Origin of the sequence: Apibacter muscae (assembly GCF_007845595.1) — a bacterium.
GTDB lineage: Bacteria > Bacteroidota > Bacteroidia > Flavobacteriales > Weeksellaceae > Apibacter > Apibacter muscae.
In genome coordinates this window covers 125,293-138,319 of the sequence record NZ_SELI01000019.1, presented here as the reverse complement: position 1 = coordinate 138,319, position 13,027 = coordinate 125,293, and the positions used below count along the sequence as shown (strand labels likewise).

The 13,027-nt window shown below is 33.6% G+C and carries 22 protein-coding genes; 4 read left to right on the top strand and 18 right to left on the bottom strand.

Features of this window, described 5'->3' with window-relative positions; all coding sequences use genetic code 11:
• Positions 1-4 precede the first annotated feature (4 nt).
• The 3 genes from ETU10_RS07270 to ETU10_RS07260 all read left to right on the top strand — a co-directional run bounded on the left by ETU10_RS07270 (position 5) and on the right by ETU10_RS07260 (position 2,357).
• Positions 5-1,228, top strand: a complete 1,224-nt coding sequence (locus tag ETU10_RS07270; RefSeq protein ID WP_146311038.1) for a phage minor head protein — start codon at positions 5-7, stop codon at positions 1,226-1,228.
• A gap of 87 nt (positions 1,229-1,315) precedes the next feature.
• Entirely contained in the window at positions 1,316-1,834 is a 519-nt protein-coding gene (locus tag ETU10_RS07265; RefSeq protein ID WP_146311036.1) for a phage virion morphogenesis protein, read from the top strand.
• A 1-nt stretch (position 1,835) separates the two neighbouring features.
• Positions 1,836-2,357 carry a hypothetical protein gene (locus tag ETU10_RS07260; RefSeq protein WP_146261310.1) on the top strand — a complete coding sequence of 174 codons (522 nt, stop codon included), beginning with the start codon at positions 1,836-1,838 and terminating at the stop codon, positions 2,355-2,357.
• Positions 2,358-2,363: 6 nt separating this feature from the next.
• Here ETU10_RS07260 and ETU10_RS07255 read toward each other — a convergent pair whose 3' ends face one another.
• The 18 genes from ETU10_RS07255 to ETU10_RS07170 form a co-directional block, all read right to left on the bottom strand.
• On the bottom strand, positions 2,364-2,579 hold the full coding sequence (locus ETU10_RS07255) for a hypothetical protein (RefSeq protein ID WP_146311034.1): 216 nt from the start codon (positions 2,577-2,579) through the stop codon (positions 2,364-2,366).
• A gap of 43 nt (positions 2,580-2,622) precedes the next feature.
• Positions 2,623-3,192, bottom strand: coding sequence for a hypothetical protein (locus ETU10_RS07250; RefSeq protein ID WP_146311032.1), 570 nt, complete (start codon positions 3,190-3,192; stop codon positions 2,623-2,625).
• 42 nt (positions 3,193-3,234) lie between these two features.
• A complete protein-coding gene (locus ETU10_RS07245) occupies positions 3,235-3,423 on the bottom strand; it encodes a hypothetical protein (protein WP_146311030.1) in 189 nt (62 codons plus the stop codon).
• A 236-nt stretch (positions 3,424-3,659) separates the two neighbouring features.
• Entirely contained in the window at positions 3,660-4,028 is a 369-nt protein-coding gene (locus tag ETU10_RS07240) for a hypothetical protein (RefSeq protein ID WP_146311028.1), read from the bottom strand.
• Positions 3,949-4,377, bottom strand: coding sequence for a 6TM ABC transporter family protein (locus tag ETU10_RS07235; RefSeq protein WP_146311026.1), 429 nt, complete (start codon positions 4,375-4,377; stop codon positions 3,949-3,951). The genes ETU10_RS07240 and ETU10_RS07235 overlap by 80 nt, the downstream gene beginning before the upstream one ends.
• Before the next feature lie 4 nt (positions 4,378-4,381).
• Positions 4,382-4,648 (bottom strand): nucleoside triphosphate pyrophosphohydrolase family protein, encoded by a 267-nt coding sequence (locus ETU10_RS07230; RefSeq protein WP_146311024.1) that lies wholly within the window; start codon positions 4,646-4,648, stop codon positions 4,382-4,384.
• A gap of 10 nt (positions 4,649-4,658) precedes the next feature.
• Positions 4,659-5,021 carry a hypothetical protein gene (locus tag ETU10_RS07225; RefSeq protein WP_146311022.1) on the bottom strand — a complete coding sequence of 121 codons (363 nt, stop codon included), beginning with the start codon at positions 5,019-5,021 and terminating at the stop codon, positions 4,659-4,661.
• Positions 5,018-5,323 (bottom strand): DUF4406 domain-containing protein, encoded by a 306-nt coding sequence (locus tag ETU10_RS07220; protein ID WP_146311020.1) that lies wholly within the window; start codon positions 5,321-5,323, stop codon positions 5,018-5,020. Before ETU10_RS07220 ends, ETU10_RS07225 begins: the two co-directional genes overlap by 4 nt.
• Positions 5,320-5,745 (bottom strand): hypothetical protein, encoded by a 426-nt coding sequence (locus ETU10_RS07215; RefSeq protein WP_146311018.1) that lies wholly within the window; start codon positions 5,743-5,745, stop codon positions 5,320-5,322. Before ETU10_RS07215 ends, ETU10_RS07220 begins: the two co-directional genes overlap by 4 nt.
• Before the next feature lie 5 nt (positions 5,746-5,750).
• Entirely contained in the window at positions 5,751-5,939 is a 189-nt protein-coding gene (locus ETU10_RS07210) for a hypothetical protein (RefSeq protein WP_146311016.1), read from the bottom strand.
• Positions 5,929-6,624, bottom strand: coding sequence for a DUF3164 family protein (locus ETU10_RS07205; protein ID WP_146311014.1), 696 nt, complete (start codon positions 6,622-6,624; stop codon positions 5,929-5,931). The genes ETU10_RS07210 and ETU10_RS07205 overlap by 11 nt, the downstream gene beginning before the upstream one ends.
• Positions 6,625-6,643: 19 nt before the next feature.
• Complete coding sequence (locus ETU10_RS07200; RefSeq protein ID WP_146311012.1) at positions 6,644-6,892, bottom strand: hypothetical protein; 249 nt, start codon at positions 6,890-6,892, stop codon at positions 6,644-6,646.
• A 68-nt stretch (positions 6,893-6,960) separates the two neighbouring features.
• Entirely contained in the window at positions 6,961-7,434 is a 474-nt protein-coding gene (locus ETU10_RS07195) for a hypothetical protein (RefSeq protein ID WP_146311010.1), read from the bottom strand.
• Positions 7,409-7,636 (bottom strand): hypothetical protein, encoded by a 228-nt coding sequence (locus ETU10_RS07190; protein ID WP_146311008.1) that lies wholly within the window; start codon positions 7,634-7,636, stop codon positions 7,409-7,411. Before ETU10_RS07190 ends, ETU10_RS07195 begins: the two co-directional genes overlap by 26 nt.
• 4 nt (positions 7,637-7,640) lie before the next feature.
• A complete protein-coding gene (locus ETU10_RS07185; RefSeq protein ID WP_146311006.1) occupies positions 7,641-8,339 on the bottom strand; it encodes a hypothetical protein in 699 nt (232 codons plus the stop codon).
• Positions 8,339-9,217 (bottom strand): ATP-binding protein, encoded by an 879-nt coding sequence (locus ETU10_RS07180; protein ID WP_146311004.1) that lies wholly within the window; start codon positions 9,215-9,217, stop codon positions 8,339-8,341. The genes ETU10_RS07185 and ETU10_RS07180 overlap by 1 nt, the downstream gene beginning before the upstream one ends.
• Positions 9,218-9,228: 11 nt before the next feature.
• Positions 9,229-11,250 carry a hypothetical protein gene (locus tag ETU10_RS07175; RefSeq protein WP_146311002.1) on the bottom strand — a complete coding sequence of 674 codons (2,022 nt, stop codon included), beginning with the start codon at positions 11,248-11,250 and terminating at the stop codon, positions 9,229-9,231.
• 93 nt (positions 11,251-11,343) lie between these two features.
• Complete coding sequence (locus ETU10_RS07170) at positions 11,344-11,547, bottom strand: hypothetical protein (protein WP_185145077.1); 204 nt, start codon at positions 11,545-11,547, stop codon at positions 11,344-11,346.
• 76 nt (positions 11,548-11,623) lie between these two features.
• On the opposite strand from ETU10_RS07170, the gene ETU10_RS11245 reads away from it, so the two are divergent.
• Complete coding sequence (locus ETU10_RS11245; protein ID WP_246118438.1) at positions 11,624-12,553, top strand: S24 family peptidase; 930 nt, start codon at positions 11,624-11,626, stop codon at positions 12,551-12,553.
• Positions 12,554-13,027 lie beyond the last annotated feature (474 nt).

Genomic DNA, 13,027 nt, shown 5'->3' with positions numbered 1-13,027 from the left:
TTTGTTGGCTAATTATTTACCTGAAGAGTATTGTTGCCCTTTGGAGTTAGTAGCTGTAGATTTATCGGATTATGAAGAATTAATCCGCCAGCTAGCTGAGGATATAGAGAGTGGAAAAATAGATAAAAATCAGTTGTCCGTAAAAATGCTAAAACAAACCTATGGAGATTTAAGCAAAGGAGCATCCAAAGGCTGGGGAAATGATTTTAACGAGCTTACCGGCGACAACCTACCCGGAGATAAAACCGTACAGCACTTACACCAAAACATCTATCGTTTTTCGGGAGCTAAAACCGCTGCCCAAGCTTATGAAATCAGTCAACTATTGTATACGGAAGATGGGAAAATACGCCCTAAAAAGGAATTTATGGACTTGGTTTTAAAACTTAACGAAAGATATAACCGCCATTATCTAGAAACGGAATACAACACCGCTATAAAAGCAGCTACTATGGCTCGGCAATGGGAAGATTTTCAACAGGATGCGGAATTGTTTCCGAATTTGAAATACAAAACTGCCGGGGATAGCCGGGTACGACCGGAACACCAAAAGTTAAATGGTACCATACGTCCGTTAAATGATCCTTTTTGGAACAAGTATTACCCCCCTAATGGTTGGAATTGTCGTTGCTATGTAGTACAAACTGCGGAAACAGTAAACGAAGGCAGGGAAGATGACAGCGTACCAAAGGAGTTTTACGGGCATGTGGGCAAGGAAGAAGTGGTATTTTCTAAAAACCAAACCTATTTTAAGGTAGTAAAAGAACTGGGAGAAGGCGAATTTAATAAGCATTTTGAAACTGCCAAGTTAGATGCACCTTATTTGAACCTAAAAGGGGTGAAGGTTAATATTTGGGCAGATTTGGAAGATTATAAAGAAAATTTAGATGCTGCTCTGGTATTAAAAAAAGCAGGTTATGAGGTGAAGCTTCGCCCACATGTGAATTTAAAAAATATCTCTAATCCTGAATATGAAATTAATGGTAAAATAGCAGAAAGGAAAGCCCCTAAAGGGTTTAATCTTAAAAATATTTTTAGAAAGGCTAATAAACAGGGGTGCGAGATGGTGGTTGTTGATATGGTAGACCATCCTTATACCTTAGAAGAAATGGAGAATGCAGTAATTGAAAAGTTGAGACAACCTGACTTATATCCTACTATTCAAGAAGTAATATTAATAGGGAAAGACAAAAAAATAAAGGCAATTAAAAGAAAAAAAGCAACCTAAGTAAATAGACTGCTTTTGTGAGAGAAATTCTTGGATATTTCGCCGCGAACGTAATCACCACACAAAGATACAAATTTTTAATTATATATGAGCGAAACAAATAAATTACCGGACTTAGAAAGCATGGTTACCCGCTTATTGAAAGAAGCGGAAAGCTATGCATCGGTTAGCGGGCTGAATTTTTTTAAAGAGTCTTTCGAAAAACAAGGCTGGACGGGTACTGCTTTTGAACCCTGGCAAGCCCGAACCAACGACCTGCGACCGGGTGGGGCTATATTAACGGATAGTGGACAGTTAAGAGATTCTCTGCAAATTTTGGAAAGAGGGAATTTAAAAATAAAATATGGCACTTTTTCGCCCTATGCCAGCATACACAACCACGGCGGGGTTATGATGATACCCATAACTAAAAAGTCAAGAAAATACTTTTGGTATATGTATTACCGCACGAAAAAGGAGTTGTACAGGGGTTTAGCTTTAACTAAAAAAAAAATCGTGAGGGTGCAAATGCCGAAACGGCAATTTATAGGGTATTCAGACACTTTAATGATTCAATTGGACGATTGGATTTTAAACCGAATAATAACCCGTTTTAAAGAGATATAAGATGCAAAATTGGAAAGATTTATATATAGAAATAGCAGAAAAAATAGACAACGGACTGGAAGCTATTCGTTGGGTAGATTTATGGCATAACCAGGTATATTTTTTGGAAGAGGAACATCCTTTTCCTACTCCTGCGGTGTTTTTAGCTTTTCGGGGGCGACAATTTAAAGACCTGGGAGACAAAGTGCAGGATGTTAGCTTGCAAATGGATGTTTTTTTGTTTTATGAGACTTTTAAAGACACCTACCTTAAGGGAGTAAACCAAGAGACCGCTTTAGAGTTTTTAGATTTATTGGATGGTTTGAATGCTTTGCTGCATGGTTCGGGTGGCAAAAATTATAGCTCTATGCGGCGCATTGGGTTAGCCCCCGTAGATTCGGGAGGAAGTGGTAATTTATATCAACTGGTTTATGAGTGTACTTTAATGGATTTTTCCGCGCAAAAAGTGATGGAAGAAGGTATTATTGAAGGTTTTGAGGTGGAAAAATTAAGGGATAAGGAAAATGATTTCTTTATCCCTTAAAAATAGTTAAAATAGATTTAGGTTATTTCGGTTGTAAATAATTTTTTCAATGGTAGCCGGGGATTTATAGAATTTATGTGCTAATTCTCCGATAATCCATTTATCGTGGTATTTTTGCACGCCATGCTCGGTAATTGCCATTAACCGGGCATGTTCTTTTTGAACATCTTCATACATGCGACGGGTAGCTTGCCTTTGTCTGGTTTCTATAAGGTTCTGCATCACACAAAAATAAGTGTTTTTTAGCTATTTTACAAGGAGTTTGTTAATGCTTCCAAACAAGCCCCTCTGTATTAAATTCTATTTGTTTATTTCCATTATTATAAAATTCTACTTCTATAACCATTCGTTTAGATTTCTTTAATTTATCTATTATTTTATTGGGTGTTTGTAAAAATATTACTTCTGAACTTCCATCTGAAGAACCTACATATCCTATATTGAAAGGTTTTTCATTATCAAAACGAATTCTTGCAGTACCTCCGTCATATACATATCCTTTTATTTGTCCTTCAGTTACACTAAAAATAACATCATTTTTACCTTGTTTATTTCTGATACTTAAAGATGCATAAGAATTTTCATAAGGAAAATCTAGGTTTAAATTTTCCGCTGATTTTAATTGAGCATAATATATACTATCTCCCATCTTATCTACTTCGTCTTCATATAGCCAACTATTTAGTGAATCTATTTGTTTTTTTGCTTCTTGTGAATGTTGAAATTCTGTTGGTAAGCTATCTATAACCATAGAATCATTTACAGATTTATCTGTCTTTTTATTACAACTTAAAATAGTGGTAAGGGTCAATAAAATAATATAAATAGTTCTCATTCTTACTTTTTTTGCAAATATATAAATAAGATAAATAGTAATTCAATATGTTTTTGCTTGATTCAACAACTTTATAAGCTCTAAAATAAGGCGTAAGGTTTCGGTATCTTCCAAGTATTCCGCCTCTCTTTGTTGTAATAAAACTATTAAAGCATTGATTATCTTTTCTTTATCTCTTATTTCTATATAAATAAATGATATATTTTCCCTAGGCATTACTCTTATTTCCATAATAATTATTTACTTTTTATCTATTAATCGAATAATTATATTTTTTTATTTCACATTATTGGCAAATATATTTAGCTTTATCTTGTAGTTTTTTTAATATCTGAGCCAAATAAATGTGTTATTTGTAATTTAAATGTACAATTATTGAGTATTTCATAATTAAGGATTTCCGTAAATATAAAAAATCCTGTGTATTTTTTACACAGGATTTGCTTTTGAAAGAGGTAAAGGATTTTTTAATTTAACCTTTCTTTGATAACATCCTCCATCGACTCTAAAGTCGCTTCGCTTGCTCCCGGAGCTATTAAATCCAGACCATTGGTGCTTTCCAGTGTCTTATAAATCATTTGTACTAATTCTATTACTTTGATAAATTTTGGCTCTTTATGGATAACCATTAAAATAGTATCTGCTATTTCAAAAACGGATGCTTTTAAAACAACATCTACTTTTATTCCTTCTTTGGTTATTTCTGATTGGATGCTAAATTGTTTTTTTATGATTGTATTTTTTTTTGATTGATTTTTATTTTTCCCACACTTTGTATTTAATGTATCTTTCGGGATAAAGTTTCGCTTGCCCGGAAGCTTTTTTAAATTCTTCATTGGCGGGGATGTATTGAATGGCTTTGATTTTTTCTTCTTCTTTTAGTTTTGCCCATGCTTCCTGTGCTTTTATTTTGGAGCCTACTTTGTAGTTATAGGTGTTCCAAAAGCTGTTAAAGTCTATAGCCGGTGGAACCTCGGTTAGGGTTAAGCCTATTTTTTGTATTATTTTGGATAGGTTTTTTTCTAACACGCAATAGTTTTCTTTGATGAAAAGGGCGCGTTCTTGAGCGGTTAGGGAAAAATCTTCGGAAAAAGAGGTACTTAATAAAACGCCTTCTTCATATTCAAAAAAAGCAAAGCCTTGAAATTTTAAAGAGCTAAGCATGTATTTTTTTCTTGTTTTCATAACATTAGCATTTATCTTTATTTCTGTCTAGGCACTCAGCCATAGCGACTACAACTGCAGCTACTTGAATTAATTCTTTACGGTATTTATCTAAACAGGATGTTTTTATGTGGAAATCCTGAGAAAAATGAGCATCTACAGCTTCTTTTGCAACTTCCCCTACTTCCTCAGTAAGTATACTTATCCATTCTATTGGGTTATGATTTTGCTCTCCCCACTTTTTGTTTTGTTGATTCCTTTCTTGGCTTATTTCATCAAAAATATTTTTCATGATTCTTTATTTATTTTAATGCTTGATCTAATTCGTTTATTATTTGCTGTATTTTCACTTCACTTAAATAGTCGTCTGCTTCTATTTCTATTTTATCTTTTTGGTTAAGAAGAATAACATACAAGGCGTAAGCTTCGTGGTAAAGTAGTTTTATATTGAACATTTTATTTATCGCCTGTTCTTTGTCTATTTGTTTTTTTCTTAATTTTTTAGATAGAATAAAGGCTAAGGATAAAGCGGCTTTATCTCCCATTTTTGCAGTAGACCAAATAGTAGCATTTAAATTATTTATAAAATAAACTAACAGATTTAAATCGTAAATGGTTACTTTTAAAACTACTTCTTTGGGGGCTAGGGTGGTTAGGGCTGTCATAACTTACCGTTTAAACTTTGTAATCCTAAGCCTAACATCAGGTTAAGCTCTATTTTTGCGCCCCTACTTAATCGCCAGTCCTCCAACATAAAGTAGGCTTGACATTCTGTAATGGCACGAATACAAATATTCATGGCTTCACGCCAATTGCTTTCTTTGGGTACTATTTCCATAGGGTTAACTACTTCATAACCTTGGGCGCGTAATAATTCGGCTCTATGGTTAAATTTTGCTTTGCAGACTTCATAAGGTTCTCCGCTTACTTTGCCTGCTATGTATACTTTGGTGTCTTGTTTTTTCATGTTGTTTTGTTTCTGATATTTTCTAGTGCATGAATAATTTTACGGCATTCTTGTGTACTCATTTCTTGTAAGGGTTTTCTTACCGGGCTTTTTTCGGAATGCAACCACTTACCTAGAGTTTTTAAGCTTACCAATACTTTGTTTGATTTTTTGTTAAAAGAAACCCAGCCTAATTGATAGCACAGCGATAGTATTTTAGCGTGTTGGTGGTTTTTATTGTCAAACTTGGCATAGTAAGAATAATCACCTTTTAGGAAGCAGATTAAATTGTCTGCTTCCTGATAGGTTAATTCTTTGGTGCTACTCACTCTTTTATCGGTAAAATGGTAAATAAAGTCTGCTCTTTCTTCTTTGTTTTGGCTTAAATGTTTGGGAAATAGCCCAAATATTTGTTTTGTTTGTTGGGTGGTTATGGTTTTCATGGATGTTATTTTGTTAAACTATTAACTATTATAGCAATCAAAATTATTATTAGCACTATAGCTACACCACCCCAAAGTGGGGCTAAAACCCACCACCAAGACCAGTCAATGACCTTGGTTAACTTTAAGGTTATAAACACAATGGTTAGTGTTCCGGGAAATCCTATTCCTGTTGAAGTGTTATTATTTTTCATGGTTAATATCTTTTGATGGTAATAAAAAACTTAAATCGAACTCTTTAGGAAAATCTACAGTAGAAATAGATAAGGCTATGTCCATCTTTTTACCTAGGTTATTTATATAACTTGCTTTTATGAAAAAACTACTTCTTTCTGGTTTGTAAGCCTGTTGTATGATTTTTACTCCATCGGCAAAAGTTTCATTATTCAGCTTATCAGCTAAAGAGATTAACTCTAAAACCCGAGAACTTTTTAAATTCCCCTTGTTATCTCTTTTTAGAAGCTGATTTATAATGGTTATGGTATCAGCTTCAGCTTCTTTCTCTGCTAAGGATTTTATGTATTCATTTATTTTGGCTATGCCACTATTTACGGTGTCATCCCAGTTATCATTTACATTATATCCAATGGTAACACTTTCGCCTTTTTCTGTGGTAAAGGTGTGGCTTTGTTGTTCATCTTTTACTCCATATATATTATATTTTAACTCTATAAGGTTTCTTAGAGCTTCAAAAGTTTTAGTTTTAGAATTTTGTAATTCTGAGGAAGTACGAATAAGGTTAGTAATGATGGAAGGTATTGTTTCATGTACTAAAGATTTGTATGCTTTTCTATCCGCTTCTTTTGTCGCTCTTTTAGCTTTTAAAGCCTCTGCTAGTTCTTTTTCGGATAGTTGGGTTAGGTCTACTACTGGTTTCATGGGTTGGTAAGGTTTTTAATTATATTTTTTTGATTTCTCCATTTTCTTCTATGTATCGAAAAGAAGGACGTATCCATTCATTAATTCTAATTTCTCCAAGCTTCTCAATAATTTTTTGTTCTAATTCTTTACTGAATTCTAGAGGTCTCTTATTAATAAGATTGGATATATTCCTTTGGATTTCGCACCTTTGATCAAAGGTTAAAAAACGAACTTCCTCACTGTCATAGGACAGTAAATCTCTTAAGTTGTGTATATCTATCTGCATAATTTTTATTTTCGTCTCTTCGGGTTAATTCCTTTAATAATTTATCCCTTTCAACTATTAAAGTATCTTTATATATTATTAGCTTTGACTTTTCTATTTCGTTGGAAAGTTGTTGTACTTTCTTTACAATATTTTCTTCGGGTTGTTCTTGTAGGTACTTTTCCATGGTTTAATTTTTTATCCATTGCCATAAAGGTTAATTTATCCGGGTATAAATGTTTGAATCTTTCTAATTGATGAGTTTCTACAAAAGCCTCCAGTAAGGCTTTTTTTTCTAATTGGCTTATGATATTTTCGTTTTCTTGTATTGCTACTAACCCAAAAGCTTCTTGTGTTTTTATATTCCACATAGTTTCCCACCATCGCCAATACTCTTTGGTTTGCATCATCCTTTGTGCTTTTTCTTTCCAGCTTATGGGCAACCCATTGGTCCAATACCATTCAGCAAATAAGCAACCGCTATTAAATAAAATTGTTTGGTACTCCTCTTCTGTCGTCCTAGTAAGACGACAAAAGTTAATTTGGGTCGCTGTCATAATCATTTGAGTCTATTATTTCATCAGATAATATTAAGCAGGCTTCAAAAGCATAAACCTCTTTATTTGAGGGGTCAATAAAATTTACCTCTTTAACTTCGCTATTTTGCAATAGATTATATCGAAAATCATCATTAACTTGCATTATCATGACATCCATATTATCCGGTAAATCGGCTATGTATTCTTTTAGTTCTTTTACTGTCATATCTTTATTTTTGGTTGGATTCTAGTATTTCTGAACCATGGTAAATCATGGCTTTTTCTTCATCTATTATTAAAGTGCCTCCCGCAGAACCACGCCCGGATATTTCTACAGTAAGCCCTTGCACTCTCATAATTCTTTTGGCTAGTTTGCTGGCTGTTCTTGCTATCGCAGGAACAGGTATATTACGTTCCTCATGGCTCATAATTATAAACAGCTTTTTTGGATAAGTTCGCATTAGCTCCTTTAGTTTACTTTTGCTTAATTCATCATCATAGATAGTCATGTTATCTAAAAAAATAATGTCTTCCGATTTTCGATTATCTAACTTTTTTACTAGGGTAATCTCTTCCTCTTCTATTTCTTCTTTTGGGAGTGTCTTCTCCTCTTTTGCTATCTCCCCTATAGGCAGGTAGTCTAAAAAATGAAGATTTTTATTAGTGACATCTAGGTTCATTCTGGCTATATTTTCTTTAAATTCCAGTTCTGTACCTTCTTCTGCTGACACATATAACACCTTTTTAAAACTGCTTAGATATTCTGCTAATTTTAGGGCAAAGCTGGTTTTTCCCTGTTTTTCCTTTCCGTAGATTAACCAAATTCCATTGGTGGAAGGTTTTCCTAATGTTTCTTCCCAAATACCATCAAATTTGAAGTATTGATGTTTGGTAGATAGTACGTTTTGAAGGGTTTTTGTTCGTGCCATTATATCCCTGTTTTAATCAATGTTTCAAGGTGTCGAAGGGTTGCTTCCTTAGATAAACAAGTCTTAATCATTTTATTTACTTTAGATTTATCTTGTACATTAGCATAGGCTATATCTCCTATTAATTGAGACAGATATTCTCTTTTATCATCTACTCCATTAGGAATAAGTTGTACATATTCGTCCGAGAACCGGCTAAATATCTCCGCAAATCCAACCTTTTTATTACTAATCCCTCTATTAATTTTAGCCCTTAAACCATCAGCCCCCATCATGTACCACGCACAAGCCTTAATTGTAGCATTCCATAATTCTTTTAATTCTAAAAAAGCTTTATACTCTAAATCCCCGGCTTCATCCAGTACAATTAAGGGTTTTTCTAAGGTGGTCAGGTAATATTTAAGGTTAGCCTTTACATCTACATATTTGCCCTGATTATCCAGACCGATGGTTTTTGCTAACAAGCGGATAAATTGCGATTTGGTTTTAGCTTGGGAGCAATCTAAATAAAAAGCATTTTTCATGTTTTTTACAATATGCCGGGCGCAATAGGTTTTTCCAATCCCACATAAATCCACTAATATCATAGAGGTTTGGGTTTCCTTACAAGTAATAAGGTTATCTTCTATTTCAGAATAAACAGAGGTTTTTACCGTTTTCCAGTTGTCCTCATAAACTTTTACATTAAGTTCTCTACCAATAGCAATCCACAATGTATCGGACAAAACCCGCTCAATTTCTCCTTTTTTTATTCTATTATATATAGATTTATTTATTCCCAGTTTTTTAGAATAATCACTATCACTCCCCCCATAATTCTCACGTTGTGCTAATAGGGTGGTTCTTACTTTTTGCTTAAATTCTGTACTTAACTGCATATCCTTGTTTTTTAAGATTGAAAATTAGACCTCCAGCCTCGTACTGTTGAATGGGTAGATGGGGTATATACCACTTCATCTGCTTCATCCTCCAAAATTTTTATTTCTTGTGTAGAAGGTCTAATCCTTGTTTTATTTCTGATTTGAAATTTATTATTTAAGGTTTTAGGTGTATTATCTATAATATTGATAGGGGCTAGTGCTCTGGCTTGATGTTTTCCAAAATTTTCTACAGTCATAACATAGCTATCTTGTAGTTTCTTAGCTTCTAAATCGGCATCTGTTTGTTCAATCACTGCCTTATTGTAGGTAGGCATTTGCATGACTTCGCATATAAATCTTCCTTGATAATAAACTAAAGCTTTTAATACCTTGCCTTCATTATCATCTAACCAATAGATATCTAGTTCTTTCCCTTCAATTTGTTTTAGTTTTTCAATAAGTCCTGCTCCGGTTAGGATTTCTCCGTTCTCAGCGATTGCCCGTTTTCTTCCCTGTAATCGGATATATCCAGCACTGCAGCTGCTTTTTTCTTTATATCCCAAGAAAGGCATAAAACCTGCCCAGTTAATGGGTTTAAGGTCAGGGTTTTGATTTTGTAGGAAATACTCCCAACGAGTAAGGGTAGAGTCCTGTTTGCTTGGCATGTTATTCCATGTTTCAATGTCCCCAAGACACTCATCAATAATTCTTTCATAAGGGAGTTCCAGTACTTTTCCTGTTCCTGACTGGTTGGATTCTGATTTTGCTTTAGGTCGGGCAATCCAACCCTCTCGCTGTTTTTCTAATTCATAACGAAAAGCTCCATTATACCGTTCAATTGCTTTTCCTCTAGGATTATTGGGTTCTATTCGGACATTTTGAAACATATAGCCCTTTTTAAGAAAAGTATCTTTAAAAGAACTATTTAAGTTCGATTCGCACTCCAGTCCATCCGGAATAGAAACACCCCATTCTGCGCAATTACGAACCAACTGGCGATAAAATTCGATTATAATTCCTTCTTTAGACTTTCCATATACCCACGCAATCAGGCATCCACTGGCTAAATCCACCGCATTGTAGAACCAAACCCTTTTTTTACCATTATAAGCAAAGGGAGGCTGACGGTCATCAATAGAAACCAAAGAACCAGAATATTTGGGTTGCTGCAGTTGATGATGGGGTTTGGTTTGCTCCATGTGTCGCACCCTATCTCCAGCACGTTTACGATAGGTTCCTATTTTATTCTCCCATTTGGTTATATAATGTCGTACGGTACTTTCTGATAGTTTTTTAAATTCTTTTGGGTTATATAACTCTCCGGTTTGCTCATTATATACTTCTGCATATCCATTTAAAAAAGCATCGTAATAACGATATATCTCTGTGGGAGTAGGTTTATGTTTAACATTGGCAAATAATCCATTTAATATGGTAAGAGTTTCGTCTGTAACAATACGGGCGTTTTGTTTTCCTTTTCCGTAAGGGTCTTTAATTAGTGAAAAGTAATTTAAATCGGATTTAAAAAGCCTATAAGTTTGGTTAAAACGTGCCGGGTGACTAGGTAAATTGTGTTCACAGTTATGTTTTTTCTTTAATACTTCATTAAAATTAATGACATCAGTGCAAAGGGTTTGTAATACTCCTCTTGAACTTTTACGCATACGTGCACGCTCTGCTTCCAGTTGTATAACTGCTTGTAATACACTGGCATTGGTAATATATCTTTCCTGCTCTTTTAGCTCTAAATATTTTCCTAACCTTTTAAATTCTTTGTAATAAGTCACAGCATCCACATCCGTTTGGTAGTATAATTCTAAGGGATTGGTTATTTTTCTAGGATCGCCTAAGGCTTCTTGTATTTCATTGGAGAGACTTTCAAAGGAAATTAACATCATTCGTCCATTCCCTCCTTTCTGTACTTGTTTGATACCATAGGGTTTGGCTTTGTAACGCCAAATTTCACTTTGTAAACTTTGAATACAATTCCAGAACTGAGGTACAAGTTCCTCTTTAGTTACTACTAATATGTCATTCCACAAATGAGGCATTTTATTTTATTTTGTTTTATTTTTTCACCCCTTTATTCTCAATATATACCCATCTTATGTAGTGTATTTTGAGATAAGATCATTCGTAATCAATTAATTATTAAGCTGTTTTTCTGATTGTTTTCTGATAGCTAATTTTGCAGCATCATCCAGTTGTTTATACTCTTCCTGTATTCGCAATGGATAGGTGCCTATTCTTTCTCCTTTGATAGACTTAATGATGTAATCTCTTGTAAATCCATATTTTTTTTGCAGTTCTTGCAAAGCTTCTTGGTTGTAAATTTTGTTTTTTCTCATATCTTTGCTCATTACCTTAAGTGTATTTTTTATACTACAAATATATAGAGAATATTACGAACAAAGCAAATTATGCATGGAAAATATTACGAAATTATCTGATAGGATAAAGTATTTTATTGATTATAAATGTATTAGTATAAATAAATTTTCTCTTTCTGTAGGGGCTTCTAATAGCTATTTCAATAAAATACTTAAGGATAACAATAGTATAGGCTCTGATAGAATAGAGAAAATATTACGAACTTATCCAGAAATGAATCCAGAATGGCTTTTAACAGGAAAAGGTGAGATGTTAAAAGATTCATACCCTATTCGTTTGCAAAAAATTATAGACCATACAGGGCTGAGTGTAGAAAGGTTCAGGAAAACTATAGATTCCCCACAACTTTTATTCGATGATGTATTAGCAGGAAAATATAAACTAGCTAATAAAACCTTAACTAAAATAGCAGAGAACTATCCCGAATTTAATCTGGATTGGCTACTAACCGGTCAGGGGGAGATGCTAAAAAAAGAAAACACTACACCAACCAATGGAATAGAAATAAACCCCATTAACCTTAATAGAAAGACACAAGACCCTATTAAAGTTATACAGGAAGTACCCTTATATGATTTAAGCGCAACAGCTGGGCTGGTAGAAGTTTTTAAAGGAACCCAGCGTCATGTTATGGTAGATACTCTTAAAATACCTGGTATAGCCAGCTGTGATGGCGCAATCTATGTAACCGGAGATTCCATGTACCCATTATTAAAAAGCGGAGACATCGTCATGTATAAACAAATAGAGTTAGATAAGTTATTTTGGGGGGAGATGTATTTACTTTCTGTACAAATAGATGAGTGGAATGATTACATTACAGTAAAATTTGTTCAAAAATCAGAATTTGGAGAGGATTACATAAAATTAGTAAGTCAAAATCAGCACCATCAACCCAAGGATATTTTAATTAAAGATATACGAGCATTAGCACTTATTCGTGCAAGTATTCGGTTACATTAAATGCGCACACACGTTTTTATTTTTTCAATCTAATTATATTTAATTTAAATTATTAATAATCAATTAATTAAGTGTATTTGTAGTTAGATTCTATTTGTCCCTATGGGGGGTCGAATGTGTAAAAAACACCTCTTTTTAAGCGTTTTTAATACCCTAAGGGGGGGTGAATAGGTTATAAAAAACCTTGTTTTGCAAACCCAACTGCAAACCCAACTGCAAACCCAACTTAAAAAGAGGTGTTTTTTGTTTGTTTTTCTAATGGTATAACTATATTAATAAATTTAGATTTTTTAAGAGTGTTTTAGATATAAAAAAACGGCTAGAATGCCGTTTAAATACTATATAATGGTAGAATGGTAAGGTAACTATGTGTGCAGATGATAATAATGTTTAATATAACTCAAATATAGCCTGTTTAAATGAACTAAAAATGGTAATATAATGATAGAAAACTAACATTCCGTTTGTTATTAA

What these genes read in the sequence shown, in the direction of transcription:
- ETU10_RS07265 (WP_146311036.1), top strand. Translation starts at nt 1,316, where the DNA reads ATGAGCGAAACAAATAAATTACCGGACTTAGAAAGCATGGTTACCCGC.
- ETU10_RS07260 (WP_146261310.1), top strand. Translation starts at nt 1,836, where the DNA reads ATGCAAAATTGGAAAGATTTATATATAGAAATAGCAGAAAAAATAGAC.
- ETU10_RS07255 (WP_146311034.1), bottom strand. Translation starts at nt 2,579, where the DNA reads ATGCAGAACCTTATAGAAACCAGACAAAGGCAAGCTACCCGTCGCATG.
- ETU10_RS07250 (WP_146311032.1), bottom strand. Translation starts at nt 3,192, where the DNA reads ATGAGAACTATTTATATTATTTTATTGACCCTTACCACTATTTTAAGT.
- ETU10_RS07245 (WP_146311030.1), bottom strand. Translation starts at nt 3,423, where the DNA reads ATGGAAATAAGAGTAATGCCTAGGGAAAATATATCATTTATTTATATA.
- ETU10_RS07240 (WP_146311028.1), bottom strand. Translation starts at nt 4,028, where the DNA reads ATGAAGAATTTAAAAAAGCTTCCGGGCAAGCGAAACTTTATCCCGAAA.
- ETU10_RS07235 (WP_146311026.1), bottom strand. Translation starts at nt 4,377, where the DNA reads ATGAAAACAAGAAAAAAATACATGCTTAGCTCTTTAAAATTTCAAGGC.
- ETU10_RS07230 (WP_146311024.1), bottom strand. Translation starts at nt 4,648, where the DNA reads ATGAAAAATATTTTTGATGAAATAAGCCAAGAAAGGAATCAACAAAAC.
- ETU10_RS07225 (WP_146311022.1), bottom strand. Translation starts at nt 5,021, where the DNA reads ATGACAGCCCTAACCACCCTAGCCCCCAAAGAAGTAGTTTTAAAAGTA.
- ETU10_RS07220 (WP_146311020.1), bottom strand. Translation starts at nt 5,323, where the DNA reads ATGAAAAAACAAGACACCAAAGTATACATAGCAGGCAAAGTAAGCGGA.
- ETU10_RS07215 (WP_146311018.1), bottom strand. Translation starts at nt 5,745, where the DNA reads ATGAAAACCATAACCACCCAACAAACAAAACAAATATTTGGGCTATTT.
- ETU10_RS07210 (WP_146311016.1), bottom strand. Translation starts at nt 5,939, where the DNA reads ATGAAAAATAATAACACTTCAACAGGAATAGGATTTCCCGGAACACTA.
- ETU10_RS07205 (WP_146311014.1), bottom strand. Translation starts at nt 6,624, where the DNA reads ATGAAACCAGTAGTAGACCTAACCCAACTATCCGAAAAAGAACTAGCA.
- ETU10_RS07200 (WP_146311012.1), bottom strand. Translation starts at nt 6,892, where the DNA reads ATGCAGATAGATATACACAACTTAAGAGATTTACTGTCCTATGACAGT.
- ETU10_RS07195 (WP_146311010.1), bottom strand. Translation starts at nt 7,434, where the DNA reads ATGATTATGACAGCGACCCAAATTAACTTTTGTCGTCTTACTAGGACG.
- ETU10_RS07190 (WP_146311008.1), bottom strand. Translation starts at nt 7,636, where the DNA reads ATGACAGTAAAAGAACTAAAAGAATACATAGCCGATTTACCGGATAAT.
- ETU10_RS07185 (WP_146311006.1), bottom strand. Translation starts at nt 8,339, where the DNA reads ATGGCACGAACAAAAACCCTTCAAAACGTACTATCTACCAAACATCAA.
- ETU10_RS07180 (WP_146311004.1), bottom strand. Translation starts at nt 9,217, where the DNA reads ATGCAGTTAAGTACAGAATTTAAGCAAAAAGTAAGAACCACCCTATTA.
- ETU10_RS07175 (WP_146311002.1), bottom strand. Translation starts at nt 11,250, where the DNA reads ATGCCTCATTTGTGGAATGACATATTAGTAGTAACTAAAGAGGAACTT.
- ETU10_RS07170 (WP_185145077.1), bottom strand. Translation starts at nt 11,547, where the DNA reads ATGAGAAAAAACAAAATTTACAACCAAGAAGCTTTGCAAGAACTGCAA.
- ETU10_RS11245 (WP_246118438.1), top strand. Translation starts at nt 11,624, where the DNA reads ATGGAAAATATTACGAAATTATCTGATAGGATAAAGTATTTTATTGAT.